We start from the raw sequence: 26,634 nt of genomic DNA on the forward strand, positions 1-26,634 counted from the left end.
TCACAGGCAACGCGCCGCATAATCAAACCAACCAGATGAGCCAAACTCTCACTTAGTTTAGGCCGCCTTTGGACCCAAAAACTCTGCCGACGCACACGCGTGAATATTTTTTTGCAAACCGGAGCGTCAGCGGGATGCTGCTCCACCAAAGTACGACTAATTGTTTCAAACACCGCAATTTGACCAAAATGACTGAGGGTAAGCCTCATCGCGGACGGAATGATTGGCGGCTCTTAGCGGTTCGATAGAATTTGCAAAGTCTAGAAACTGCACATAGCTACAGTTGGTGTTGACCACGGCGAAGGCCCGGATAGTGCAAAAACTAAATCTGGTTCAATCAACTAAGTCCCGTTCGTCAGCTAGCGCATGAGGCATGAGCCAGACGGCAGCTCTGGCCTCCAGCCTGAGAGCTAACCCGACCATCAGTTACACCACTTACGCAATCCCAATACAGCCTGGTTCAAGGCAGATACAACACTTCCAACCCTCGTTGTTGTATAAGCTGGAAACCTCCACCGAAAGCGCAAGGATTATACAACAGCTATACAACAGAAATGTTGCTGAAATCGGGTGTATCGGCGCAACTTCCGCAAATCAAAGTTGAATGCTGCGGTCGGAAACCCATATAAACAAGGCACTTCGCCTCTTGGGCAAAGTTGATTATTAATCCGAAAGTTGGAAATGGTGCCAGGGGCGGAATACGGAACAACACTCAACCAATTGATTTAAAACATTTATTTGTTGAGGAAAAATCGACATACCCCCAGACATACCCCCGAAGCCAATTTTGCTACGTTACCAGGGACATTTTCCGAACATTTAACCCGCCAACTATTGGAGTGTAGCGAACGGCCGAGGCTAAGTGGAAACGTGGATTTCTGCTAGTCTCATTGAACAATCAGCGGATATTGTATGAAGCGTTTCATTGAAGGCGATGATCGACAACAAGGCGCATTGCTTGCCAACCGACAGGCCTGGCAAGTTTGGCTCAATCATCTTACGTCTCACCGGCTGGTCCACGGCTTGAGCTTTCTTTCCAAAAAATCGTTTGCGACGGCCAGCTCCCCGATCTTGGCATGCAGCTCTTTAACCTGTTCTTCGTCAACTTCAGAGCTCTTCCGAACGCCACGCTCAAACACTCCGGATGCGCCTTCCAGTAGAGCTTTCTTCCACTGATGGATCATGGTGGGGTGTATCCCGAACCGGCTCGCCAGTTCCGAAACGGTCTCCTCGCCCTTCAGTGCTTCCAATGAAACTTTGGCCTTATACTCTGGATGATGTTGCTTTCGTTTAGACATCGCCGATCTCCTTCAGATTGAAGATCAACAGACAACAAGTCGTAGCTTACGTCAGTGTCCGAATTTCGGGGGGTAGCTCAGGGCTGAGACACATACACAGAGTTTCGGATACTCCCTTCTGAGGGGCCGCCAACTTCAAGCAATGCTCATAAAATTGGAAAATTTCGTTCCCTTGTTTGCTGTCAAAACTGTGCATGTTTTTGATGAGTTCATTCCAAGTCAGAATCCCCAAGTTTTTGGGGCTCTCTTACAGCGCACACAGTCAGCCGACCGCTTGCCCTTGGTCAGCCCAAAACGGCGCCCGCAACTCACGTTTCATCACCTTGCCTGCACCAGACAATGGAAACGGTTGGTCGCGAAACTCGACGCTGTGGGGGCGCTTGTAGTTGGCGATCCGTGATCGGCAATGATCAATGATTTCGGCTTCGGTGGGTGCGGCTCCCAATTTTGGGATTACGATGGCATGGACGGCTTCGCCCCACTTTTCGTTGGGAATGCCGATAACTGCAACAGAGGTGACAGCCGGATGGGTCGAGATGACATTTTCAACCTCAGCTGAGAACACATTCTCACCCCCAGTCACAATCATGTCTTTGACGCGGTCAACAATGAAGATGAAACCATCCTCGTCCAGATAGGCCCCGTCTCCGGTTATAACCCAGCCGTCTTTCAGCGTGGCTTTGGTCTGTTCTGGGTTTTTCCAGTATCCCAGCATCGTATGCGGACCTTTCACCGCAATTTCACCAACTTCACCCTGCGGCATTTCAGTGCCATCCTCGCCAACAATCTTGACCTGCACTCCAACACAAGGCCGTCCGGCTGAACGTAATTTGCCCGAGTATTGACCCTGCAGCACGTGATACTGCGGCGGCAGTGTCGAGATGATTGGCCCCAGTTCAGTCTGGCCATACCCTTGCAGGATCTTGACGTCAGGCAATGCCGCCATCGTTTGGCGCAACACCCCTTCGGGCATCGGTGAAGCCCCGTAAATGATGTGTTTCAAACTGGAAAATTTAGCACTGTCAAAGCCAGGGTCTTCTAAAATCATTCCCACCATCGTCGGAACCAGTAGCACGTGGGTCGGCTTGTTTAGTTCTATCTCGGCAATGACATTTTCTACTGAAAATGAAGACAGAAAACAGTGTGTCGCTCCGGCCATGGACGCGCCGTTGCTGCCAGATCCATCGGCTAGATGGAACATCGGTGCAGCGTGCAGGTAGCGATCTCCGGGTTCGAAATAATAGTGTTTGGCACTTATGATCCCATTGAACCAAAGGCACTGGTGGCTCAGCATCGCCCCCTTTGGAAAACCGGTGGTGCCACCGGTATAAAAAATCCCTGCCAGATCACCGCCGCCCGCCTCAGCATCTTTGATCGGGTCTGATTTCGCTATCAGGTCCTCATAACACAACATCCCTGCGGGGCAGTCGCCGTCGCCGATGTAAATCAAGGTCAGGTCGTGATCGGTTTTGCTGCAAATTTCTGCAACATCCGGGCTGAAATACGCATCCACAAATAGGGTTTTTGCACCGCCATCGTTGAGCGAATAGGCATTTTCAGATGGCGACCAGCGCACATTCAGCGGCATCACTGCAGCCCCGGCCCACCAGACAGAGAAATAGTATTCCAGATACCGATCCGAGTTATTGGCCAGGATCGCCACACGGTCCTCACGCTCCACGCCAAGACCGAGCAAGGCACCCGCAAGTTTGGCAACGCGCGCCTGCATCTGACCCCAGGTCTGCTCACGCTCGCCGAAAACGGTGGCCAACGTATTGGGAGTAGTTGTTGCCGCAATTTTCAACGGTTGGGTCATTTGCATGAGGGCAGTTTCCTTGTTGGAAGGGTCTATTTTGTTGATTTATAACAAAGCTCAAGGAGCTACATTCAGGTTTTTCTGTTCATTCGCAGCATTTTGACAATCCAGTCTCGTGTGTCGGCCGGATCGATCACGGCGTCTATTTCGTTCAGGCTGGCCACGTTGATTGCCTGACCCTTCTGATAGGCTTCAGCCACCAGCTTGTCATACAGCGCTTGTTGCGCTTCTGGCGAGGGTTCCGCTGAAATTTCTTTGCGGTATCCAAGTCGCACACCACCTTCGAGACCCCAGGCGCCAAATTCGCCGGTCGGCCAAGACAGGGTACAAGCTGGCGCAGCAAAACTTCCGCCCGCCATGGCTTGCGCACCGATCCCATAGCCCTTGCGCAGGCAAACAAAGATTAAGGGGGCATTCAGCGCCGCCGCGGCCCCGATAAAGTCAGCGGCGGCCTTAACAGCACCCTGCGTTTCGCTCTGTGGGCCAACCATAAAGCCCGGCGTGTCACAGAGTGACAAAACTGGCAAGTTGAACTGAGAACACAGCTTCAGGAAATCTGCGCCCTTGGCGGATGCGGAGGCATCCAGGGCACCACCCAAATGGTGTGGGTTGTTTGCCATCACAGCCATTGCACGCCCTTCGATCCGAAGGAAGCCGGTGATCAGTCCGTTTGCATGGTGTTCGCCCAGTTCCAGAAAACTGCCAGTATCCGCCAAGGCCTCGACCACTGGACGCACCAGATAAGACCGTTTTCTGTCTTCAGGGATCATATGGCGCAACACCTGTTGATCTGCCGCACCCCAAGTTGCCAGATCTCCTTGAAAATACGAAAGGGCCTGCCGTGCCAGTTGCGTGGCCTCGGCGTCATCATTGGCCAAGATATCCACCAGCCCGATTTCAGCCTGCATCATCGCCGGACCGATGTCCTTGGGATGGAACGCCCCTAACCCACCTGCTTCGATCATCGCTGGCCCTGCCAACCCGATCCAGCTTTCGCGGGTAGCAATACGAATATCACCGGACCCAAACAGCGCCGCATTCCCAGCAAAGCAGTAACCCGAATTGACCGTTACTTTGGGGCCCCTGCCCTGCAGACCTGCATAAGCGCTAAAGGTAGTGATGTTCAAAGCACTGTGCATGATGTCAGAGAAATCATCATCATTGGGGCGTCCTCCACCCCCTTCGGTCAGAAAAATTGAAGCCAGTCCCTGCTTGTGAGCCAGCTCAATCATACGGTCCGTCTTTTTGTGCCCGGCAAAACCCTGGGTCCCGGCCATTACGGTAGAATCGTAAGCAAGTATTGCAACTTGCGATGATGTTTCGTCAAAGCTGTCCGCGTTCACCCGCCCTATGCCGGTGACAATTCCGTCCGCCGGAGACAGCTCTATCAGATGATCAACGCCAAGCTTGCGACGTTGCCCGGCCAACAGCAGCTGGCCGTATTCATGGAAATCACCCGCTGCACATAGATCTGCAATGTTTTCTCGGGTGGTCCGCTGACTGCGGTCTCGGCGACGCTGTACGGCCTTGGGCCGGCTGGCATCCAGCGTCAGCGCAAGCCGGTCCTGAAGCGCCTTTAGATCGGCACGGATATGGCTAGGGTCTGCTGCTGCTTCTGCGATCTCAATCTGACCGAGGTCTTCGCCCGCCTCATAGGTCAACACGATTGCATTTGTATCGATGACATCGCCCTCGCCTACAAAGACCTCGCACACGATGCCGCCGGCCGCTGCCACAATAGCATGCTGCATTTTCATAGCTTCAATAACAGCAATCTCTTGCCCTTTTGAAAATGCCTCACCGGGGGCTACAAGTATGGTATGTACTACAGCTTGCATGGGTGACTTTATCGCCAAAACTCCTTCTGGAACTGACGCTCCACCCGGGTTTCTCACGCCGTTTTGCTGGGCGGAAGGATCAAAAAACCGCCCACCGCCGATACCTTTTTGCAGAGACCTCAGGGTTTGAATGCTGTTGTCCACACTGCGGACATTAACGGACCAGTCCTGTAAGTCCGGCAGCCCCATCAGGCTGCGCAAGAAACCAATATTTGTCTCAACTCCATCAACATGAAACTCAGACAAGGCATTCTCAGCTTTCTTAAGCAACCGAGCGAGATCAACCGATTTTTCGCAAACGATCACCTTAGCCAGCAACGAGTCAAAATTCGGGTTGGTTTTGTAACCCAAATACCCATAGCTGTCGATCCGAACCCCCGGCCCCGAAGGCGGAGAAAACACCGACAACGTACCCCCAGAGGGCACTAACTGTCCGTCTTCTCTGAAAACCTCTGCGTTTACGCGCAATTGCACAGCGCTGCCCAATGGTGGCTCAGGTGCGTCAACATTCAGCCCAACTTGGGCCAGCGTTTCACCACCTGCGATCCGCAACTGGATTTCCACCAAATCATAACCGGTGATTTCTTCAGTGATCGTATGCTCAACCTGAATGCGGGGGTTGGTTTCGATGAAATAGACCCCCTCGCCGCCATGCGCGTCAGTTTCCACCAAAAACTCAATTGTTCCAAGCCCGCGATAGTTGCACGCCCTGCCAATCGCAACGGCTGCTGACAACAATGCGCTGCGCGTTTCCGGATCCAGATTGGGCGCTGGGGCCAGTTCAATGAGCTTTTGATTTCGCCGCTGAACCGAGCAGTCACGTTCCCACAAATGGGTCACACTCAAGCCATCACCGATGATTTGAACTTCTATATGGCGGACCGAGGGCAGGAAACGCTCGGCGTAGATCGTGTCATCTCCAAAGGCCGCTAATGCCTCGGCCCGGCACTGATCCAGAGCCGTTGCAATCTTGTCGGCGGCGTCGACAACCCGCATTCCGCGTCCGCCGCCACCATTCACCGCCTTTAGCATCATCGGTGCGCACCCTGATGCTTCAAAAAACAATTGGGCCGCTTGAGCATCTTGCAGGGGTGGTGATCCATTGATCACCGCGATGCCCAGCGCCTCGGCCAATGCGCGCGCCGCCACTTTATCGCCCTGTACCTTAAGGGTTTCAGGTGTTGGCCCAACAAAAGTAACGCCGTGGGCTTGGCATTCCTGAGCCAACTCAACCCGCTCGCTCAACAGACCATAGCCCGGGTGAACAGCATCACAACCGGCCGTTACCGCAAGCCCGACTATGGCCCTGTAATCAAGGTAACCCGCCACGCCAGATTGCGGCAGGATACACAGCTCATCCATGTATTTCAAATGCAGAGAGCTTGAGTCGTCAGGCGAATAGATGCCCACAGTACCAATTCCCATCGCACGCGCAGTCCGCGCGATCCGGATTGCAATCTCACCTCGATTGGCGATCAAAATTTTCTTTAACACCGGCCCGCTCCCCTTCAAACCGTGTCGCCATGCGCAGGGTTGCCCATGCGCATGGCGGTAGTTTTAACGTGAATGCATCAAATTCCGCGTCCGCCATCAACTTCCAACGACACGCCGGTGATGAATTCTGCATCATCAGAACACAGATAGAGAGCGGCGCCAGCCACATCCGACGGGCGACCTAGACGGCCCAAGGGAATAGTCGCAAGGAATGCAGTGCGGTTCTCCGGAGTATCCTCGACGCCCATAAACTCTTCCAGCAGGCCGGTTTCGGCCAATACCGGGCACAGTGCATTTACGCGGATCTTGTCTGGTGCCAGCTCGACCGCCATGCCTTTGGTCATGTTCAGTGCGGCACCCTTGGAGCCGTTATACCAGACAAGACCGGGGCGTGGACGCAACGCACCAATTGAGGCCACGTTGATGATCGTGCCGCCGCCGAATTTCTTCATGACGGGGACCACTGCGCGCGCCGCAAGATAGATCGCCTTGGTGTTGACGTTGAAAATGCGATCATAAGTCTCTTCATCGACATCCATCATCGAACCATTGCGGCTGGTATAGCCCGCATTGTTGATCAGGATATCAAGGCGTCCGAAACTCTCTTCTGCCACCGCAATCATCGCCGCGACATCTGCTGCTGACGTCACATCTGTTGTGATAGCCACGGCAGCGTCACCGATTTCATCAGCGACACGTTTTGCGCCGTCAGCGTTGATATCAGCCACTACTACTTTGGCCCCTTCTGCGGCAAAGCGTTTTGCAATGCCTTCGCCAAAGCCCGAACCGGCACCGGTAATGATGGCAACTTTATTTGGAATGCGCATGTTTTTTCCTTTTTAGTCGTGCTTAAGAACGACGGTCTTGGTGACCGTAAATTCGTGCATTGCGGCAAGGCCTTTTTCGCGACCGTGGCCACTGTGCTTGACCCCACCAAACGGCAGTTCAACACCACCGCCGGCACCGTAATTATTGATAAAGACCTGACCACACCGCAGGGCCTTGGCGACGCGCATCTGGCGCGCACCGTCATTAGTCCAGACCCCCGCGATCAGCCCAAACTCAGTATCATTGGCAATGCGGATGGCATCTGCCTCATCCTTGAACGGAATGGCTGCCAGTACTGGTCCAAAAACCTCTTTCTGCGCCAGGGCACTGTCCTCGGGCACCGGCCCATACAGCGCCGGGCGGACATAGTGACCATCGTTGGGGGCTGCAGGATCGAGCTGCGCCTGCGCCATGCAGCGAACACCTTCAACTTCGGCCTGAGTGATGAATTCCTGCACCCGCCCCTTTTGCTTGGCACTGATCAGCGGTCCGCAATTAAGGTCTTTTTCATGGGCCCCAACAACAAGCGCGTTGATCCTGTTGCGCAACTCAGCCGTGAAAGCCTCAAAAATGTCCTGCTGGATCAGCACTCGGCTCCCTGCTGAACAAGTCTGCCCGCCATTTTGCACAATACCGGCCACTACAATGGGCAGGGCTGTGGCAAAATCTGCGTCCGAGAAAATGATCTGCGGTGATTTTCCACCCAGTTCCAACACACAGGCGCGGTGATGCTTTGCCGAGGCAATCTGAACCATTGTTCCCACTTCGGGAGAGCCGGTGAAGGAGATGAAATCCAGGTCAGGATGTTCTGCCAGCGTGGCGCCAGCTGTCGCGCCATAGCCAGTTACGACATTCAGAACACCGGCCGGAAACCCGGCCTCGTCTGCCAGTTCAGTAAGCTTGAGACAGCTCAGACAGGCCTCTTCAGCGGGTTTAAGAACCGCTGCATTGCCAGTGGCCAGAGCCGGGGCCAGTGTGCGTCCGAACATTTGTGCAGGGTAGTTCCAGGGAATGATATGCCCTGTCACGCCGCGAGGTTCACGTATGACAGTAACGAAATACTCAACCTGATAAGGGATCGTTTCACCATGGATTTTGTCGGCGGCGCCAGCGTAAAATTCAAAATACCGCGCGCAGGCCGCAATGTCGGCACGCGCCTGCGACATAGGTTTGCCGGTGTCGCGGGCTTCGAGATCTGCTAGATCATCGGCGTCCCGATTGATCAGTTCGCTTAGCTTATATAACAACCGACCCCGCTCAACTGGGGCCATCCGGCCCCACTCTCCCGAAAGACTGGCGCGGGCTGCTTTGACCGCCTGGTCTATGTCTTCACCTCCCGCATCCGCGATCCGCGCAAAAACTTGGCCATCACTGGGCGAGATAACATCAATCGGCTGTGCTGCCACAGGTCGAACCCAAGTTCCGTTGATATAGATTTTTTCAGATTTCATAGTCTCACCCAGCAAGAGTTATCGCCGCAGCAGCATTCAGGAAAATGCTCGCCGCCCATCAAGTTTGTACTGTCAGGAAAATGCTATCGGCCACGTCGATATGCGTCGAATGCTATTTCACCATGCCGTTCATGCCGGAAACGCATAGGGGCATCACCGCGCCGCAAACGGTGCTGAAACGTCCCTTCATCTCAGCCAGTAATGCCAATATCGCCAACACGATCATGTGGTTTCGGGGCGGCGTTATCGCGTTGCAGCCGCTCGGCAACCATAGTCTTTACCGCAGCGGGGAACTCAATCGCCCTTGGCCCGCCTGGTTGTTTTACATGAACCAATACGGCCTCGTTCACAGCGAGCACTGAATTGTTTGAATCGTGGTAGATCGTCGAATGTAAATGCAACCGTTTCTTGCCTGCATCAAGCAAACGCATATCAACGCGCAGAGGATCCCCTTCTCGCGCTTCCTTGCGGTACTGGATGCGGTTGTCCAAATTGTACAACGTGCACCCGGTGGATTTCAGGTACTCTGGCCCCATGCCCAGCTCATCCATCAATTGGTCATTGGCAAAGCTGATAAGCAAAACATAAAATGCATCGCGCATGTGGCCGTTAAAATCCATCCACTCGCTAGGGCATATTCTTCTGATTTGCAGCACTGAAGCTCTCCTGAGTATTTGATCTGGGCTCTTGGTTTTGAAGCGCGTTTTCCAAGGGGCTTACCCAGAAAATTGAGACGAGGCTCACCTTGTGAACATATAGATGCACCAAAAAGAGGGCGACTCTCCCCCATCGCAGATGCGCATCAAATTAAACTACCGCCAGCCCTTACATGCGTCGAATGCCTATTGAACATGCCATCCATGCCCAAAGAGCATAGCATGTAACAACGTGACCAGCTAACATTGAGGTTCTTTTGTCAACGTGCGCCCTGGGACCCAAATGAACCTGAATCTAAACCTGACCCATCTTCAGAATTTCATCCAAATCGTCGAGTGGGGAAATATTTCCAAGGCGGCGTCGGTCCTGAACATCGCGCAACCCGCCCTCAGCCGACAAATCAAGGCGCTGGAGGATTCTTTTGGCGCCAGTCTGTTGCAGCGGCATACTTGGGGAGTTGAGCCCACAGAGGCGGGCAAGCTGGTTCTTGAACATGCCAGGCGAATTCAAAAAGAATGCCTTTCGGCCAAGGAAAGTGTCCAATCAAACCAGGACAACCCAACCGGAACAGTCTATTTGGGTATCCCGGCTGCCTATGCGGTTTCTCTTGTTCCACCGCTTTTGCAGGGCATGCGTGTCAAGTACCCCAATATCAAAGTCCATATTGTAGAGGCCTTCAGCGGCACGATCTATGAATGGCTGGTTACAGGACGGCTGGATTTGGCTCTCTTATACTATTCAAGAGAACACGATGCGGCGGCAACAACGCCCTACCTTGATGAAGATATGGTGGCCCTTCGGGGGCCGAATGCGTTCGAAGCTGATAGTACAGTGACGTTGGAGGAACTTGCAGGAAAACAGCTGATCGTTCCCTGGCGTCCACACATGTTTCGTCTTGCACTAGAAACAGCCTTCTTTTCCCAGGGCATTCCATTCGAGCCGCACATCGAGATCGATTCCATGCCCTGTATGAAGGAACTGGCACGTCGAGGTGAAGGAACCACAATTCTACCGCCGTCGACGGTGACATCTGAGCTTGATCTTGGGTTGCTGTCTCAGGCTCAGGTCACACCACGCCTTAATCTGCGCACGGTTTTAGGCCAGCCGATGGGACGCAAGCCGACACGAGCTGTCAGCCTGGTAATTGAAGAACTTGAAAGGCTGGCGATTGAGCTGGCGCCAGAAGCAGGCTGGAATGTTGCAACAGAACTGGCGAGCAAAGCATCAACTCACCAGTCCAAGGCACCTCGAAAACTCAGTTGATAACGGCTAGTTTCATCATTCTATGGGCTGCAACATCTGGCCGAACTCTGCGCGAATTTCGTCGGTGTGCTCGCCAACATCAGGGATCACTGCCATTTCTATATCCGGATGCAAAGGTGGAGCAGCCAAAGAAAAGACCTTGCCATTGGCGACACCTTTCACCCGCCTAAGGGCTGGATGTGTGCTTAGGTCGGCCACGGAACTAACCGTGGCCGAAGCCAATTTGGCATCCTCGACCATACGAAATGCCTCGGTTCGGGTCATTGCTGCAAAAACCGGCTCAAGCTTCTCGTCCAAGGCCTCACGATTCTGCACCCTTAGGGCATTGGTCGCGAAACGCGGATCTGTCTCTAACTCGGGCTGTTTCAGCACCTCACAGCATAGTCTGTGCCATTCGCCACTGTGCTGAACAGCGATGACGATGCTGCCGTCTTTGCAATCAAGCCGCCGATAGGGATAGATCGAGGCATGCGAAAGACCGTGGCGCGCCGTTTCTTTGCTCTGATGTTCGTAGTGCAACAGCGGTACATTCATCCAGTCCGCAAGCCCGTCAAACATAGCGATTTTAATTGCCTTACCCTTGCCGGTGATCGAGCGCTCGATAAGCGCCTCTAGAACAGCAGCGTGGGCATTCATTCCGGTTGCGATATCGGCGACGGACACACCAACCTTGCACGCCGCATCCGCTGTACCCGTAACCGCACACAAACCGCTTTCGGCCTGCACCAGCATGTCATAGGCCCGCATCTCAGCATAATCGGTGTCTTGCCCATAGCCCACAATGCCGACAGTGATCAGCCTTGGGTTGGACTGATGCAGCACCTTTGGTGACAGGCCCAATCGATCAATTGCGCCCGGCGCAAGATTTTGTACAAACACATCGGCCTTTGCCAGCATGGATTTGACAACCGCAATATCCGCCGCGTTCTTCAAATCAAAAACGGTGCTCTGCTTGCCGCGATTTAGCCAAACGAAATAGGCGCTCATGTCGTGAACAGCAGCGTCGTAATGGCGTGCAGTCTCGCCCTCGCTGCGCTCAATCTTGATCACACGCGCACCTGCATCGGCAAGCCGTGCGGAGCACATAGGCGCGGCAACGGCCTGTTCGATGGAAACAACAGTTAGGCCTGCAAGCGGTTTGTTAATGGCCATCAGCAGAAACCTCCTCTCAATTTTCATCGCGGCGTCTGGAAATCGCGCAGCCGCTGAATCTTTTGCCGGAACGCTAGCGAGCGAGAGGCTATTCGTCCAATGCTGCAAATCAATGCAGAACATAACATTCTGGCATGGCCCTAGGCCAGCCTGGAGATAGTAGGCTCGCTAGCAGAACAAGGGTGTTGACAGAACGGAAAGCCCCTGTAGTGTCCTATTGTCGGACACTAACGCGGTATCATCACCAATGCTCAAAATGCCCAACCCAAGCTCACTCGTCGACGGGCCCCTCGTTTTAAAGGGGCTGGCCACGGCGCCATTGAACGGCCGTCAACTCAGGATTTGCGCTCCGGGCTTACGGTCAGAACTGCCATCCAAAGTGCAAGGGATCTGACATGACAGCCCATCCAAAACCGCCGCAGACAGGAACAATGGAAGTCGTACCGCGATACATGACCAAGAATATGCAGACCATAAATATCGAGACGCACAGCGGCGTTATGACCATAACGCTGAACCGACCGGATCGGTTGAACGCATTCACCCGGATAATGATGGAGGAAATGGTTGCAGCGCTCGACGAGGCCGATGCTGACGATGACGTCCGCGCCATCATCGTCACGGGCAACGGACGTGCCTTTTGCGCTGGCGCTGATCTGGACGACCCTGATGCCTTTGCCACTGCCAAGCCAGATCCCGCATCAAAGGACCCTACCGTTTGGGCAGATCCGGCGATCCGCGACAGCGGTGGCATCCTGGCCCTGCGTCTGTTCAATTGCCTCAAACCGGTCATTGCAGCGGTGAACGGAGCCTCTGTTGGCATCGGGACCACAATGCAATTGCCAATGGACATCCGTATCGCCTCAACAGACGCGCGGTTCGGCTTTGTCTTCGCCCGCCGGGGGATCATACCAGAGGCAGCATCAACTTGGTTTTTGCCACGCCTAGTAGGGATGTCCAAGGCGCTGGAATGGTGCTGTTCAGGCCGTGTTTTTGGCGCCGAAGAGGCGCTTGAGGGTGGTCTGGTCCGTTCAGTTCATGCCCCTGAGGATCTACTGCCCGAAGCCCACCGGATCGCTCGTGAGATTGCCGACAATACCGCACCTGTTTCTGTGGCACTGACGCGTCAAATGTTATGGCGCATGGCTGGGGCGGATCATCCGATGAGAGCCCATCGTGTGGACAGCCGGGCCATTGCTGCACGGAACGCTTCAGGGGATTCAGCTGAAGGTGTTTCGAGCTTTTTTGAGAAAAGAAAAGCCGAATTTCCGAACCGCGTCAGCACCGATATGCCCGGATTTTACCCCTGGCAGGATGAACCGCCATGGGCGTGATTAAACCAAATTCAAAGAATTACAACAGAGGGAGAAGACACATGAAATACACTATCAAGGGGTTGCTCACCGGCGCGTCGTTGTTGGCACTGGCACCCGCCGCGTTTGCGGATCAGCTCAACTTTGCCGGTGGTTGGCCGCCAAATTCACGCCCGAACTCCGTTGTGGAAGACTATGCCGCAGCCCTGAGCGAGAATAGCGGTGGCGCACTGACGATGAAGGTGTTCCCGCAATCGTTACTCAGCTTTGGCGAAGCCAATGCTGGCCTACGCGATGGTATGGCGGATTTGGCCGTAACCCTGACGCCGTATTTCCCAACCGAATTCCCCAACATGAATATGGTGTCGGAATTTGCTGAACTGACCGAACTGCCAGAATTTTCAGGCGAGCTAAGCTCGGCCGCCTTCGCCGGTGCAATTTCCGAATACGTGATGACACAATGCACCGAGTGCAAAAGTGAAGCCGCTGCGCAGAACCAGGTGTTCATGGGCGCTAGCATGACAACCTCATATGTTCTTCAGTGTGTTGTGCCGATCAACTCGCCTGAAGAGCTCAAGGGCAAGCGGATCCGGACAGCCGGGGCCTATTGGTCGCGTTGGGCGGAATCAGTTGGTGCCGTTCCGGTGTCGATTTCGGTCAGCGAAACCTTTGAAGCTCTGAACCAAGGTGTTCTGGATTGCACCGCCAGCAACACTGCCGACTTCATGAACTTCAGCTTCATTGATGCAGTCAAATACGTTTATGCCGGGCTTCCAGGTGGTCAGTTTACTGTTCCGACTATGATGAACAAAGACCGTTGGGACGGGCTATCTGCTGAAGGTAAGTCAGCGTTGATGAAAGCGAATGCCAAAATGGCCGCTGACATGACCTGGGTCTATGTTGACATTGGCCGTAACGGTAAAACAGAAGCGCTGGAACGTGGCCTCGAATATGGTCCCGCGGCCGACAGCCTGCTGGAAATGAACCGGAGCTTTATCGAAAATGACATCACTTCGGTTGCAGCCATCTATGACGAACGTTTTGGGCTAAAGAACGGCGCCGAAGTCAGTACCGCCCTGCGCGCGTCATTGGGTCGTTGGACTGCGCTGATCGCCGATGTTGATAGCGCTGAGGCCCTGGCCGAGGTGTACTGGAATGAGATTTACTCCAAGATCGACGTAAACAACTACGGCATGTGATCAATATGGGGCGCTGGTTCGAAGACCGGCGCCCTTTTTGGCTGCCTTGAGGGAGAAAAGCCATGCTTCTTGTTGGAAAGTTCTTGTCTGGTCTGACAAGAATTGCATCCTTGATCGGGACGTTTTGCATCGGCTTGATGATGCTACATGTGACCGCAGATGTTATTGGCCGATATCTGTTCAATGCACCTTTGACCGGCACGATCGTTATCGTCGGGCACTACTATATGATTATCGTGGTTTTCATGGCTCTTGGTGTTGCCGAAGAAAAAGGCGCCCATATTTCCGTAGAGTTCCTGACAGACATGATGCCAAAATCCGTTCAGGGTTGGCTGTCTGTCTTTTCCGGTGTGCTGACAGTCGCGGTCTTCGCGTTGCTAGCCATCAGTGGCTATTTCGAAGCCATGAAGAAAACCAAATATGGCGCATCCATCGAACAGGGATCCGACATGATCACCATTTGGCAAAGCTACTGGGCCATTCCCATCGGCGCAGCGCTAATGGCTCTGATTGCTGCCTACAAGATTGTAGTGGCGCTGACTGGTAGCCAAAATGGCCTTCACGAAACACTTGAAGATGCAGAGATAATAAATGAGTGAAGTTGCAATAGGCTTGACCGGCCTTGGGTTTCTGATGTTCCTGATCGCCCTGCGCGTTCCAATTGGAATATCTCTGATCGGGGTATCCTTTGTCGGATTATGGTCACTTATGGGCCCGCAGGTCGCCTGGGGCGCATTGGGCGTCATCCCCTACCAGTTCTCGGCAAATTGGATTCTCAGCTCCATTCCAATGTTCCTGTTTTTGGGGTTCATCAGTTATCACACCCACCTGACGCGCGGCATGTTCAATGCGGCACGGGTCTGGATGTCTGCGGTACCGGGGGGGCTAGCCATCGCTGCCATCTTTGGTTCGGCTGGCTTTGCTGCGGTGTCAGGCTCTTCCCTTGCCTGTTCGGCAGCCATGGGTCGTATCGCGATACCCGAAATGATTAAACACAAGTACCACCCGGAATTGGCCACGGGAACTGTGGCCGTAGCCGGGACCATCGGCGCATTGATCCCACCATCAATCATTCTGATCCTTTACGGTGTCATCGCGCAGGTTTCGATCGCCAAGCTGTTTCTCGGAGGGATCAGCGCAGGGCTTTTGACGGCAATTGGCTATGTCATCGTGGTTTTTGTGCGGGTCAAATTGAACCCAGCTCTTGCACCGGAACGGGATGAACAGGTCAGTTTTGCAGACAAAGTCCTTGCTCTGAAAGATACTTGGCCGATCTTTCTGGTCATGATTGGTATTTTCGGAGGGCTTTTTGGTGGTATCTTTACCCCTACAGAAGCGGGGGCCGTTGGTGCATTTCTGGCCTGTCTTGTTGCACTGGTCAGTGGCGAATTGACCTTTGACCGGTTCATGAAAGCCGCTCGCGAAACGATAATGACCACAGCCTCGCTTTTGGTCATCGCAATTGGCGCCAGCTTGCTGACCCGGTTTCTGGCTCTGTCCGGCGCAGGGGATTATCTCTCGGCCGGGATCATGTCATTGGCAACCAGCCCAACGTTGCTGCTTGTCGGTATCATTCTTGTCTATTTGGTGATGGGCATGTTCCTGGAGCCAATCGGGGCGATGTTGTTGACGTTGCCAATCATTCTTCCAGTTGTTGATTCCGCTGGCTGGAGCTTACTATGGTTCGGGATCGTCCTGACCAAGCTGCTAGAAATCGGGATGATTACCCCACCGATTGGAATGAATGTGTTTGTGATCAAAGGTGTCGTTGGCGACCTTGTGAAAACATCGGCAATCTTCCGAGGCGTTCTATGGTTCATTGTGATGGATCTGATCGTTGTAGCAATCTTGTCCGCATTCCCCGCCTTGGTACTGAAGCTGCCCGAGCTCCTGAACTGAGCACCGTTTTCTCCTCTTCCAATGCCTGAACACGGTGATAAACCGTGGACACTGAGACAAGCACATGAACCAGATCACCAGTGATTACATACAGAAACTGACCAATGCCCTGTATGTAATCACAGAACGTCTGGCGGACGGAAGATCACCCCAATCACGTCTCTCTGGAAATCGGCGGTTCGTCTTCCAGACCCGCCATCTGAATGCCACGCCAAAAATCTTCAATATGACGGCGCGTCCAGTCACGCGCGCTCTCCGGATCGTTATTGCGAATGGCCCCCAGAATATGGGAGTGTGCCTCGATCTGGCGATCAATTGCTTGCGGAACTTTGGGCGCCACCTGCAAGAAACCCTGATACAGAAGCAAAGCAAGCGGTTCACGCGCCAGACTCAGCACTCGATTTTCGCCCATTTCCGCTATCTGAGAATGAAAGAGCTTGTCCAGTCGGGTGGTCTCAACGACATCGTTTTCTACCGCAACAAAGCGCGCGTGAATGTCTTCCAGTATCTCGACCTTCTCTGGCGTAGCCAATTCCGCAGCCAAAGCCGAGGCCAGGGATTCAGTTTCCCGCGCAACCTGCCAAAGTTCACGGAACGTGACGTTCATCAAAACCATGGCGCGGCTGGCGCGGCTGGCCAGCTGATCGCTTTGTGGCACTGCAACCTCCAGCCGACGCGGCGACGGGCGATTCACCAGCCCTTCACTTTCAAGTTGGCGAAGCCCTTCGCGAACAGTCGACCGTGTGACACCAAACATCTCGGCCAGTTCTACCTCACCGGGCAGCCGTTCGCCTGGCTGCAAGGTTCCTTGCATGATTTGCGCTTCGATTTCGTCAGCGAACTGGCGGTAAGCATAGTTCACCTTCAACGGCTGTCCGCGCAAGCTCATATTGTTATCCCCATAAGGTGGTGGCCCGCCGAAACGAAACCCAGTTCAATTTTTTTCGCGACGGCATATAGGTTTATAACATCATTCATCCAGTTTTGCGAGATAAAGACTAACTTCAACAACGAAGATTTACACCCCCTTTGGCGGCCGGTGATGCCCCCTATCGTCAACACTTTTCTTGGTGTTTGGTCTGTGTTTGCGCTTCTCTTGAAACAGCCCCCACAAACTAAAAACTTAAATGCCACGTTAAGGCATTCTCATGCTTGATCATATGCCAGAAGGATCAGAGTTAACCATCGCCCCCATGATCATGATTACGCCCGACCGTGTCCTACATATCTGTCGTTTGGGGTCGCAACTCGATCATCGCGTCATGGGCGCCCTAGTCATTTACATCGGGTTGGAAGACGACATCGTTGTTCATTTACGTGGCGAAGACCCGATCAAAGCACGCGTCGTGGTGGTGCCGCCATTCAAGGCTCACCGTATCGTAGCAGGCCATCAATTTGTGAAAACCGTCCTCGTCGAACCAGAAACAGTTTCAGACGAAAGCCTTATCAAATTAGAATCCTCCCTGAATGGGTTGAGCCTCGTAGAAGCAGAAACGCTGGGGTTACTGACCCTCCCGAAACACCCGGACCAATTTTCGAGATCCGCGATCTCCAGCTATTCGTCACAGATCTTTGACATTGAGATGTTCAGCTACGGTCTCGAACCGCGCCCAATGGATGACCGTATTAAAGCTGCGACCGATCTTGTGAAAACAAGTATAAGTGACGTCATTCTAACCTCCGATTGCACAGTTGACCTTGAAATCTCCAGCTCGCGGTTTCGCAGGCTTTTTGTAAGCAATACCGGGATACAGTTCCGGCACTACAAAATGTGGAAACGGGCGCGATCATACTTAGAGAAGATCTTGGCACCTGCCTCTCTGACACAGATTGCAATGGATCTGGGATACCCAGATTCAACCCATTTCAGTCGCTCCATTCGCTCTACATACGGGCTGCCCCCGCGCAGAATGAAGGCTCACATGCAGGATTCCGCATTTTTTCTTACGAGAAACGTCTAAACTTGGCGCTGAGTTCCCAGCTTTTTTCACAAACCCCGGTTTTTGAGCTGCCATAGCCCTTGAACGCAAGAATATCACCTGAACGAAAAGTAGGTGTCGCCTCACCAATATAGGAGTAGCGACATGACCACGTGCGTAAGGCTTTCGATCGTACAAAATGTATCCGTTCTGGAAGTCGACAATCCTCCTGTTAATGCACTGTCGCGGGATGTTGTCGCAGGGCTGATCCAAAGATTTGACGAATTCCAGACCCAGACTGAAACCATCGGCCTGGTAATTTGCGCCTGTGATAAAACGTTCGTCGCCGGTGGTGATATTGCTGAATTTGAAAAACCTGGATTTTCGGCGCAGCCCTACAACGACTTTTTGATCCGGCTTGAAGCAAGCCAACGACCAGTTGTTATGGCCTTGCATGGAACCATTTTGGGTGGTGGCCTTGAACTGGCCATGGCCGGCCATCACCGTATTGCAGCCGAAGGCAGCCAATTTGCCCTCCCTGAAATCAAGCTCGGCCTCATTCCCGGGTCTCATGGCACTCAGCGCCTGCCGCGACTGGTCGGGCTAAAGACAGCCGCCAAAATGATGCTCACTGGACACATGGTGGACGCAGGTTTTGCACTATCCAGCAACCTTGTGGATGCGATTGTACCATTTGAATCCCTTCGTGATGCGGCCATCAGCAGGGTGCAGACGCTAGTGGGTCAAGCCCCTCGGCGCACCTGCGATTTATCTGTGCCGCAGGCAGATATGGACGCGCTATCCAATGTGAAAAACCAAGCAGAAAAACACCCATTTCAGCCTGCCTATACCGCATTGTACACATCACTCTGCGCCACCCGTGACCTACCATTCAACACGGGGATCGACATCGAGGCAGCTTGCTTTTCTGAACTCGTCCCTTCCCCCCCTTCACGGGCCCAGCGTCATTTGTTTTTTGCCGAACGCATGGCGTCACGCGTTCCTGCCATTGGCAAGGATACGCCCCACCGCATCATCGAAAAAGTTGGCGTTCTGGGGATTGGCACAATGGGGGCCGGGATCGCGGTCGCATCCGCGTTGGCCGGATATGAGGTCACAATCAGCGAAGTAGACGATGCAGCGCTAAAAAAGGGCATTCAGAACGTTGATGGAACAATATCTGCGATGGTTAAACGCGGTCGACTGTCTGACGCGGCAGGAAAAACCTGTCGGGATCGGGTGACCGGTGGGATCGGCGCCAAAGCTCTCAGTGATTGTGACCTGGTCATCGAAGCCGTTTTTGAGGATATGGACCTAAAGTGCTCCGTCGTGAAAACGCTAGGAAGCCTTTGCAAAAAAGGCGCAATCATCGCCACCAACACCTCGACGCTGGACGTCAATACAATCGCGCAGGCCAGTGGTCGCCCAGAAGATGTCGTCGGCACCCATTTCTTTTCGCCCGCACATATCATGCGACTGCTTGAGGTCATTCGGGGGAATCAAACCGCCCCGGAAGTTCTAAAATCAGTGATGCATTTTGCTCGACGCATTCGAAAAACCGTAGTTGTCAGCGGTGTTTGTTATGGGTTCATTGGCAACCGCATGGCCGAAACCTACCTGCGCGAAAGCGAAGCACTGCTGCTGGAAGGGGCGACGCCCTCTGCCATCGACGGCATCGCAGAAAATCCCCGGGTCTGGGGCATGGCGATGGGGCCAAACAGGATGCTGGATATGGCCGGCATCGACGTGGGCGCACGCACGGTTACAGAATGGATCAAGTCCGAGGTTGGGCCCCGCGATCCCGCCTACCGCGCAATGTGTCGTGCAATGTTTACCTTAGGTAGCCACGGACAAAAATCCGGCACTGGTTATTATCTGTATGAAGGCCGCTCAGCCCTTCCAAACCCAAAAATAAGAGAATTGTCACAAAAGCTGGCCGAGCAACACAGGATCGGTCTTCGTTATGACATCCCAAACACCGAGATCTTTGAACGACTGTTGTTCCCAATGGTGAACGAGGCCGCCCGCATTCTTGAGGAGGGCATCGCCAATCGTGGCTCGGACATCGATGTTGTCTGGACCAATGGATATGGCTTTCCAAAATGGCGTGGCGGGCCGCTTTTCATGGCGGATGAACTGGGTCTGCAAAAGGTGGTTGATCGGATGGATTTTTACGCCAAACGCTCTGGAAACACCTGGGGCTACTGGGACGTATCCCCCCTGCTCCGCCGGCTTGCCAATGCCGGCGGACGTTTGAGCAACTGGCACACCCCACATTAGACGAGGAAAAGACGCAATGAGAGAAGCTGTCATCGTAAGCACCGCAAGAACAGGTATCGGTCGTGCCTATCGGGGGGCGTTCAATGCAACCAAATCCCCATCACTGGCCGGTATCACTCTGACCCATGCCGTCCAAAGAGCGGGCGTGGACCCGAATGAAATCGAAGATTGCGTGTTTGGCACGGTGTTGTCAGCAGGCACAGCTGGGATGAACCTTGCGCGTAACGCGGTTTTTGCAGCGGGTCTGCCCGCCTCCGTTGCCGCACAGACCATTGACCGCCAGTGCGCATCAGGTCTTATGGCCGTGGCAACCGCGGCCAAACAAGTGGTGCAAGATGGCATGGACGTGGTTCTGGCAGGCGGGCAGGAAAACATCTCAGCTGTTCAACAACCCTATTTCGAATGGATCCAGACCGAGGCTGATCCGAATGTGATTGCCAAGGTGCCCGCAGCCTATATGCCGATGTTAAAGACGGCTGAAATCGTAGCCAACCGCTATGGTATTTCGCGCGAAGCGCAGGATCTGTACGCCTATCAGTCGCAACAACGCACAGCCCAGGCACAGGCTGCCGGTGTTTTTGATTACGAGATCATTCCGGTCACAACAACAATGCTGATCAAAGACCGCGAAACTGGCGAAGTGACTGAAGCTGAAGTGACTTTGGCTAAAGACGAGGGCAACCGCCCTAATACTACAATGGATAGCCTCAGCGCGCTCAATCCGGTTCTAAAGGGCGGCTCAGTCACTGCCGGAAATGCGTCGCAATTGTCCGACGCGGCATCTGCATGCGTCGTAATGGATGCTGGTCTTGCAGCACGGCGCGGGCTGTCCCCTCTTGGCATCTATCGCGGCATGGCAGTTGCAGGGTGTGATCCCGATGAAATGGGGATTGGCCCGGTCTTTGCCATTCCAAAACTGCTGCAGCGCCACGGCTTGAAAGTTGAGGATATCGGCATTTGGGAACTGAACGAAGCCTTTGCCTGTCAGGCTATCTATTGCCGCGATCACCTTGGCATTGATCCAATGCGATACAATGTAAATGGTGGCGGCATCTCAATTGGCCACCCCTATGGTATGACCGGTGCACGCATGGTTGGGCACGCTCTGCTGGAAGCGCAGCGGCGGCGCGAAAAATATGTTGTCGTGTCGATGTGCGTTGGCGGCGGCATGGGTGCGGCCGCGCTGTTTGAAACCGCCCTATAGCCAACCACAATAAGGAAAACTGGAATGATGCGCCGCGAGATAGATTTTCTGCTCTATGACTGGCTTGACATAGAACGTCTTGTTGATCTTGCGGCCTTCGGCGATCAGGAGCGCACAGATTGGGATGCGTTTCTAAACCTGTCCGAAGACATTTCCGAGAATGAATTCCTTAGTTGTTACAAGGCCACTGATCGCGAAGAACCCTATTTGGACAATGGCCAGGTCAGGGTGCAAAAAGATCTCAAAGCCGCGCTCGCCACATATCTTAAAGCAGGGCTGCATCTCTCAGCGCTTGATGTTGAGAATGGAGGTATGGGTTTGCCATACACTGTGGCGACCGCAGCCATGGCAGAGCTGATGGCCTCCAATGTGGCAGGATCGGGCTTTATCTTGCTATCTGCGGCCAACACCCGCGTCATCACCGAATTTGGGACCCCGGCGCAAATTGCCTCTTTTGCAACCCCCCAGATCGAAGGATCGGCGCTTGGCACGATGTGCCTATCCGAACCCGATGTTGGCTCCTCTCTTGGTGATATCACCACACGTGCGGTTCCTGACGGCGACGACGCCCACGGAATGCGGTATCGGATCACCGGCCAGAAAATGTGGATTTCAGCAGGCGATCACGACGTCACAGAAAACATAATCCATCTGGTTCTGGCAAAGGCAGTGCAACCAGACGGCAGCACAATTCCTGGCCCCAAAGGCACCAGCCTGTTCATCGTGCCCAAAGTTCTGCCCAGAAGCATGGGACAGGTCCGCAATGACATCGCCGTTGCCGGGCTCAACCATAAAATGGGCTACCGCGGAACGCCCAATTGCCTGTTGAACTTTGGCGAGGATGGCGGCGCAACTGGCTGGCGGATTGGTAAAGAAGGTGAAGGCCTGCGCATCATGTTTCAAATGATGAACGAGGCCCGCATAGGCGTCGGACTAAGCGGGGCCGCCCTCGCCTATCGTGGATACCAATTGGCCCGCACCTATGCCGCAGAACGAATTCAGGGGCGCCCTATCCACTTACCCAGTAATTCCAGACCAATCACCATTAATCAACACCCAGATATACGCCGTATGCTGTTGTTACAAAAAGTTATTTCTGAAGGCGCCCTGGCGCTGTGCCTAAAATCAGCTCTGCTTTGTGATGTTGCTCAATATGCCGAGAATGGAGTTGAAAAAAAGAATGCTGCCGCCCTGTTGGACCTGTTAACACCCGTGATCAAGTCGTGGCCCTCTGAGCAGGGTTTGATGGCTCTGCATCAGTCCATTCAGGTACACGGCGGATACGGTTACACGCGAGACTTCGATGTTGAACAACTGTATCGTGACAGTCGCCTTAACCCGATCCACGAGGGCACGACCGGTATTCAGGCGATCGATCTCCTGCGCCGTAAAATCCTTTTGGACGAAGGTAGGACCTTCAAAATCTTCTTAGAAACTGTGCGAAACACAATCAAGGACGCAACATCTTTTCCCGACCAGGCAGCTCAGTTGTCCGGCCTGTGCGATCACTTTGATTCATTGGTCAGGGCAATCCTCGAAACGGAAAGCACCGAAGACGCCTTGTCCAACGCCACCGGTTTTTTGGAGGCGTTTGGACATTTTGTCATAGGCTGGATCTGGCTCGACCTCGCCATGGCAGGCGAACGGTCCGGTGACCACCAGATTGCCGAAGTGAAAAAATGGGCCTGCCGGTATTTCTTTGCAGCTGAGCTGTCCAAGATTCCAGGGCTGTTAGCGCTTTTGGAAAACGACAACAGCCTAACCCGCACCGTACCAGACACAGTTTTGATTTAGTCTCCCAATCCAACAAAACCGTGGATTGCCCATAAACGCAAGAATTGCCCTCGGACTGCATGTAAGAGTCTTCCTGACCATATAAAAGAGGCGCATTATGTCTGTCACACTAGACTTCTCAGGTAAGACAATCGTGGTGATCGGCGGGACCAGCGGGATCAACCGTGGGATCGCCAAGAGCTTTGCAGCACATGGCGCAAAACTAGCCGTTGCAAGCCGGGATCAAAACAAAGTGGATGACACGGTATCCGAATTGAAAGATGCAGGTGCGCAGGAAGCCATCGGCGCAGCCTTTGACGTGCGCGACCCAGACGCTGTCGCCGAGAGCATGCAGATGTTTCACCAACAGCTAGGCGACTTCGACGTTCTGATATCAGGCGCTGCGGGAAATTTCCCAGCCTTTGCTGCTGAGATGTCGACCAACGCCTTTCGCAGTGTGATCGAAATTGACTTGATGGGTACTATCCACGTCATGAAAGCGGCTTACCCCTATCTGAGGCGCCCGGACGCAAGCGTCATCAATATCTCAGCGCCTCAGTCCTGGCTGCCTTATGAGGGACAATCTCATGTCTGCGCGGCCAAGGCCGGAGTGGATCAGATTACCCGAACGCTGTCTTTGGAATGGGGGCGCGAGGGCATCCGAGTCAACTCCGTTGTTCCCGGCTTCATCGATGACACTGAGGGGTTGCGGCGTCTTGCACCGGATGAGGAGACACGAGAGTCGTTGAACCTGGCAATCCCGGCGGGCAGGCTTGGCCAGAAACAGGATGTAGCCAATGCCTGTATGTTCCTGGCGAGTGAGTTGTCGAGCTATATTTCAGGCTCGCTCATCGTGGTTGACGGCGCAGTTTACCAACGTGGATCTGGCCAAATCGGGCAGGACATTGCCAAAACATTACGGACCCGAACCTCGTAAAAGTGCCGCCCTGAAGGATAGCACACCGTCATTCGATCATATCATCGTCCCCGCGTGCCTTCTCACGCTTTTCCGCCAGTCTTCGAGCGATACGATATTCCACAGTGCCGCGTGTAAAACGTCGTTCGTAAAAGTCGATGATCATTTCGTTTTCTTCTTCGGTAAATACTTCATCTGAGCACAGCGCCTCGATAATCGAGGCGCTTCGGGCCGAAGACATCTTCCCGTAGTGCCTTTCGGTGATTTGCTCGTCCGAGTGGCCCAGGTTCATCGACCATGCTTTACGCTCCTCCTGTGTGCGGCAGATTTTTACGCCCAGCGCCTTGAGCGTGTGCCTTGCCGAGTGCGGGGAATAACGCTTGCCCAGCATGTCAGATGCGCGGAAGAAGGCCGTTTGCAAAGATCGACTGGATCCTAGCGGCTCGATGTTAGACGTGCCTTCAAAGCGCATACATAGATCTTTGAGCTCGGGAAAAGCAGCGTCCTCGTCTTGGAAACCCAGTTGTGTCAATTCATCAACCCATCTCAAGAAAACTTCTTGAAACGCTTCGGTTCTCGGGAACCATTTTGCCTGATAACTCTTGCCGTTTTTGGCCCGCATCATTGTGGCGTCTTGCACAAAAGTTCTATTCTCAAGGTCTAGGTGCTTGAACCGAATTGAGGTCAACGCACCCGCCCTCAGCCCGCAGATGTAAGCGAAGGCGACCATCGCACGATCACGGCGCTGTACAATCGTTTCCTCCGGCATCAAAGCGACCATGCGCCAAGCCTCTTCAATGGATGCGTAGGCTTTCGCCTCTTGCTTTGCCTGCCGTGCAGAGGCGCTGCGGGGTAATGCAAAATAGTCGGGAATGCTGGCACTCAGACGCCGGTATCCGCTCTGGCCTCTGAGCCATTTGAAGAAGGCGCTGAGGTGCGAGGCCCTGTGACGCACTGTCGAGTTGCTGAGCCCTCCCTCCTTCTTTGGCTTCGCTAGCAGTCTCACAATGTGGTCGCGGTAAGCGCCGACATTTCTGGGTTTCACCTTGTCGAAGGGGCGGCCATCGAGAAATCGCTCAAGATCCCTTATGCTGACGAGATGGGACTGCACGGTTTTGGGGTCATATCTGCCAGCGTAAGCCTGCCATTCGTGCACGACCCGATCATTAATTGTGTGCCATTCAATCCCCCGAGACTCTGCATCTTTCCCAACACAGGCCGGATCTGGACCTTTACTTTCGTCTATTCCGGCAAGGCTAGTGTTGGTGGTCAGGCAATCCTTTATTGCGTCGCACTCTGTCTCACTAAGTAGCTTCATCACCGTACGGCCACAGTCGCAACACGTCGCAGTGGCGAGGGGAGCACGCCCTCCGTTCCCCTTAATGAAGACCGAGTTGATTTTGGGGAACACCGCGTGCCCGCAGCCCAAGCATTTGAACTCGCCGTGCCGTAGGTCCTCGCGCTTGCGGGCGGCTCTTTCGGCATGAAAACGCTTGAGTTCTGCCCCACGAAAGAGTTGGGGCAGAACACTATCCGATGGTGTCAGGCCAGAACTGACCCAATTTGACACGGTGTTACGACAAACGTCGTAGAGTGCCTGAACATCGGCAACGGAATAGACCATGGAACCGGTCGGGCGGATATGTCGGTAAGATCTACTCATGATTGCACTTCCTTTTTGGAAGTACGGCCAAGAGTTGCGTGTTCCGCCCCAGATTTGTCAGAGACGGGCAAAGATGCCTCGTACGCAACCAGGTCAATAATGCGCCAACGTGTTGAGCGCGCACTCACCTTTTTGGGGTTTGGCAGCTCCCCTTTAGCCGCCCATCTCCAGATTGTTTGACGGCAAACGCCGTAACGTTTAGCAACCTCGTGATCCGTTAGAAACTGCGTTTTTGCCGTCCTTGGGAATTGATTCTCCTTTGCCGCTGACGTATTGGTGGTTGCCTTACGCTTAGCATTCTTTTTCCGTTTTCTCTGTCCAGATGAGGCAGACAATTTTTTTTCTTCCTCCAACTCCAAGGCATCGAAGAGGCCTGGAAAGAGAGGGGTCTTTTCGGTGTAGCCCGGCATCATCACACCCCACTTTGCAGAAGGTCACGGATGTCGGCCACACGCCAAGCAGTGGTGCGCGGTCCAAGGCGAACTGGTTGTGGAAAGCGCCCGCTCCGCACCCCTGCCCACCAAGTGGAACGAGAGACAGGTACGGGGCCGTTGGGATGCAGGATTTGTTTTTCGCGCAACAGCGCTTCGTTGGGGAGTTCGTCAAACGTCATTTGATCCATCCTTGTATTTGAAGGTGGATCCAAGACTGATTTGGTGCAACGATGACTT

General features: G+C 53.8%; 21 protein-coding genes. 10 read left to right on the plus strand and 11 right to left on the minus strand.

Annotated elements, in window-relative coordinates; all coding sequences use genetic code 11:
* Window positions 1-1,004 precede the first annotated feature (1,004 nt).
* From DL239_RS14990 to DL239_RS15015, 6 genes are all read right to left on the minus strand, one after another.
* Window positions 1,005-1,298 (minus strand): transposase, encoded by a 294-nt coding sequence (locus DL239_RS14990; RefSeq protein WP_167684916.1) that lies wholly within the window; start codon window positions 1,296-1,298, stop codon window positions 1,005-1,007.
* A 262-nt stretch (window positions 1,299-1,560) separates the two neighbouring features.
* Window positions 1,561-3,120: an acyl-CoA synthetase gene (locus tag DL239_RS14995; protein WP_167684917.1), complete on the minus strand. Its 1,560-nt coding sequence runs from the start codon at window positions 3,118-3,120 to the stop codon at window positions 1,561-1,563.
* 65 nt (window positions 3,121-3,185) lie between these two features.
* Window positions 3,186-6,446, minus strand: coding sequence for an acetyl-CoA carboxylase family protein (locus tag DL239_RS15000; protein ID WP_167684918.1), 3,261 nt, complete (start codon window positions 6,444-6,446; stop codon window positions 3,186-3,188).
* Between the two features lie 77 nt (window positions 6,447-6,523).
* The gene (locus DL239_RS15005; RefSeq protein ID WP_167684919.1) at window positions 6,524-7,273 is read right to left on the minus strand and encodes a glucose 1-dehydrogenase; all 750 of its coding nucleotides are present in this window, start codon (window positions 7,271-7,273) and stop codon (window positions 6,524-6,526) included.
* Window positions 7,274-7,285: 12 nt separating this feature from the next.
* The gene (locus DL239_RS15010; protein WP_167684920.1) at window positions 7,286-8,725 is read right to left on the minus strand and encodes an aldehyde dehydrogenase family protein; all 1,440 of its coding nucleotides are present in this window, start codon (window positions 8,723-8,725) and stop codon (window positions 7,286-7,288) included.
* Between the two features lie 191 nt (window positions 8,726-8,916).
* On the minus strand, window positions 8,917-9,345 hold the full coding sequence (locus DL239_RS15015) for a thioesterase family protein (RefSeq protein ID WP_255456298.1): 429 nt from the start codon (window positions 9,343-9,345) through the stop codon (window positions 8,917-8,919).
* Window positions 9,346-9,664: 319 nt separating this feature from the next.
* On the opposite strand from DL239_RS15015, the gene DL239_RS15020 reads away from it, so the two are divergent.
* Complete coding sequence (locus tag DL239_RS15020; RefSeq protein ID WP_167684922.1) at window positions 9,665-10,645, plus strand: LysR family transcriptional regulator; 981 nt, start codon at window positions 9,665-9,667, stop codon at window positions 10,643-10,645.
* Window positions 10,646-10,660: 15 nt separating this feature from the next.
* On the opposite strand, the gene DL239_RS15025 is transcribed toward DL239_RS15020, so the two are convergent.
* Window positions 10,661-11,797: a CaiB/BaiF CoA transferase family protein gene (locus tag DL239_RS15025; RefSeq protein ID WP_167684923.1), complete on the minus strand. Its 1,137-nt coding sequence runs from the start codon at window positions 11,795-11,797 to the stop codon at window positions 10,661-10,663.
* 452 nt (window positions 11,798-12,249) lie between these two features.
* Here DL239_RS15025 and DL239_RS15030 point away from each other — a divergent pair, with 452 nt between their 5' ends.
* The 4 genes from DL239_RS15030 to DL239_RS15045 all read left to right on the plus strand — a co-directional run bounded on the left by DL239_RS15030 (window position 12,250) and on the right by DL239_RS15045 (window position 16,208).
* Window positions 12,250-13,131, plus strand: a complete 882-nt coding sequence (locus tag DL239_RS15030; protein WP_167684994.1) for a crotonase/enoyl-CoA hydratase family protein — start codon at window positions 12,250-12,252, stop codon at window positions 13,129-13,131.
* A gap of 41 nt (window positions 13,132-13,172) precedes the next feature.
* On the plus strand, window positions 13,173-14,309 hold the full coding sequence (locus DL239_RS15035; protein WP_167684924.1) for a C4-dicarboxylate TRAP transporter substrate-binding protein: 1,137 nt from the start codon (window positions 13,173-13,175) through the stop codon (window positions 14,307-14,309).
* A 62-nt stretch (window positions 14,310-14,371) separates the two neighbouring features.
* A complete protein-coding gene (locus tag DL239_RS15040; RefSeq protein ID WP_167684925.1) occupies window positions 14,372-14,908 on the plus strand; it encodes a TRAP transporter small permease in 537 nt (178 codons plus the stop codon).
* Complete coding sequence (locus DL239_RS15045) at window positions 14,901-16,208, plus strand: TRAP transporter large permease (protein WP_167684926.1); 1,308 nt, start codon at window positions 14,901-14,903, stop codon at window positions 16,206-16,208. Before DL239_RS15040 ends, DL239_RS15045 begins: the two co-directional genes overlap by 8 nt.
* Window positions 16,209-16,362: 154 nt before the next feature.
* Here DL239_RS15045 and DL239_RS15050 read toward each other — a convergent pair whose 3' ends face one another.
* Window positions 16,363-17,097 carry a FadR/GntR family transcriptional regulator gene (locus DL239_RS15050; protein ID WP_167684927.1) on the minus strand — a complete coding sequence of 245 codons (735 nt, stop codon included), beginning with the start codon at window positions 17,095-17,097 and terminating at the stop codon, window positions 16,363-16,365.
* A gap of 259 nt (window positions 17,098-17,356) precedes the next feature.
* Between DL239_RS15050 and DL239_RS15055 the strand changes: the two genes are divergently transcribed.
* The 5 genes from DL239_RS15055 (at window position 17,357) to DL239_RS15075 (ending at window position 24,321) form a co-directional block, all read left to right on the plus strand.
* Window positions 17,357-18,169: a helix-turn-helix transcriptional regulator gene (locus DL239_RS15055; RefSeq protein ID WP_167684928.1), complete on the plus strand. Its 813-nt coding sequence runs from the start codon at window positions 17,357-17,359 to the stop codon at window positions 18,167-18,169.
* A gap of 123 nt (window positions 18,170-18,292) precedes the next feature.
* Complete coding sequence (locus DL239_RS15060; RefSeq protein ID WP_167684929.1) at window positions 18,293-20,407, plus strand: 3-hydroxyacyl-CoA dehydrogenase NAD-binding domain-containing protein; 2,115 nt, start codon at window positions 18,293-18,295, stop codon at window positions 20,405-20,407.
* Between the two features lie 16 nt (window positions 20,408-20,423).
* Window positions 20,424-21,611 carry an acetyl-CoA C-acyltransferase gene (locus DL239_RS15065; protein WP_167684930.1) on the plus strand — a complete coding sequence of 396 codons (1,188 nt, stop codon included), beginning with the start codon at window positions 20,424-20,426 and terminating at the stop codon, window positions 21,609-21,611.
* A 24-nt stretch (window positions 21,612-21,635) separates the two neighbouring features.
* Window positions 21,636-23,405, plus strand: coding sequence for an acyl-CoA dehydrogenase (locus DL239_RS15070; RefSeq protein WP_167684931.1), 1,770 nt, complete (start codon window positions 21,636-21,638; stop codon window positions 23,403-23,405).
* Window positions 23,406-23,502: 97 nt separating this feature from the next.
* Window positions 23,503-24,321: an SDR family oxidoreductase gene (locus tag DL239_RS15075; protein WP_167684932.1), complete on the plus strand. Its 819-nt coding sequence runs from the start codon at window positions 23,503-23,505 to the stop codon at window positions 24,319-24,321.
* A 28-nt stretch (window positions 24,322-24,349) separates the two neighbouring features.
* Here the strand turns inward: DL239_RS15075 and DL239_RS15080 are convergent, their stop codons facing one another.
* From DL239_RS15080 to DL239_RS15090, 3 genes are read right to left on the minus strand one after another with little or no spacing between them, the layout of a single operon-like run.
* Window positions 24,350-25,963 carry a tyrosine-type recombinase/integrase gene (locus tag DL239_RS15080; RefSeq protein ID WP_167684933.1) on the minus strand — a complete coding sequence of 538 codons (1,614 nt, stop codon included), beginning with the start codon at window positions 25,961-25,963 and terminating at the stop codon, window positions 24,350-24,352.
* The gene (locus DL239_RS15085) at window positions 25,960-26,376 is read right to left on the minus strand and encodes a helix-turn-helix transcriptional regulator (protein WP_206188476.1); all 417 of its coding nucleotides are present in this window, start codon (window positions 26,374-26,376) and stop codon (window positions 25,960-25,962) included. Before DL239_RS15085 ends, DL239_RS15080 begins: the two co-directional genes overlap by 4 nt.
* Window positions 26,376-26,576: a helix-turn-helix transcriptional regulator gene (locus tag DL239_RS15090; protein ID WP_167684934.1), complete on the minus strand. Its 201-nt coding sequence runs from the start codon at window positions 26,574-26,576 to the stop codon at window positions 26,376-26,378. The genes DL239_RS15085 and DL239_RS15090 overlap by 1 nt, the downstream gene beginning before the upstream one ends.
* Between the last annotated feature and the right edge of the window lie 58 nt (window positions 26,577-26,634).

The organism is Parasedimentitalea denitrificans, assembly GCF_011813015.1.
In the GTDB taxonomy this organism is placed as follows: domain Bacteria; phylum Pseudomonadota; class Alphaproteobacteria; order Rhodobacterales; family Rhodobacteraceae; genus Parasedimentitalea; species Parasedimentitalea denitrificans.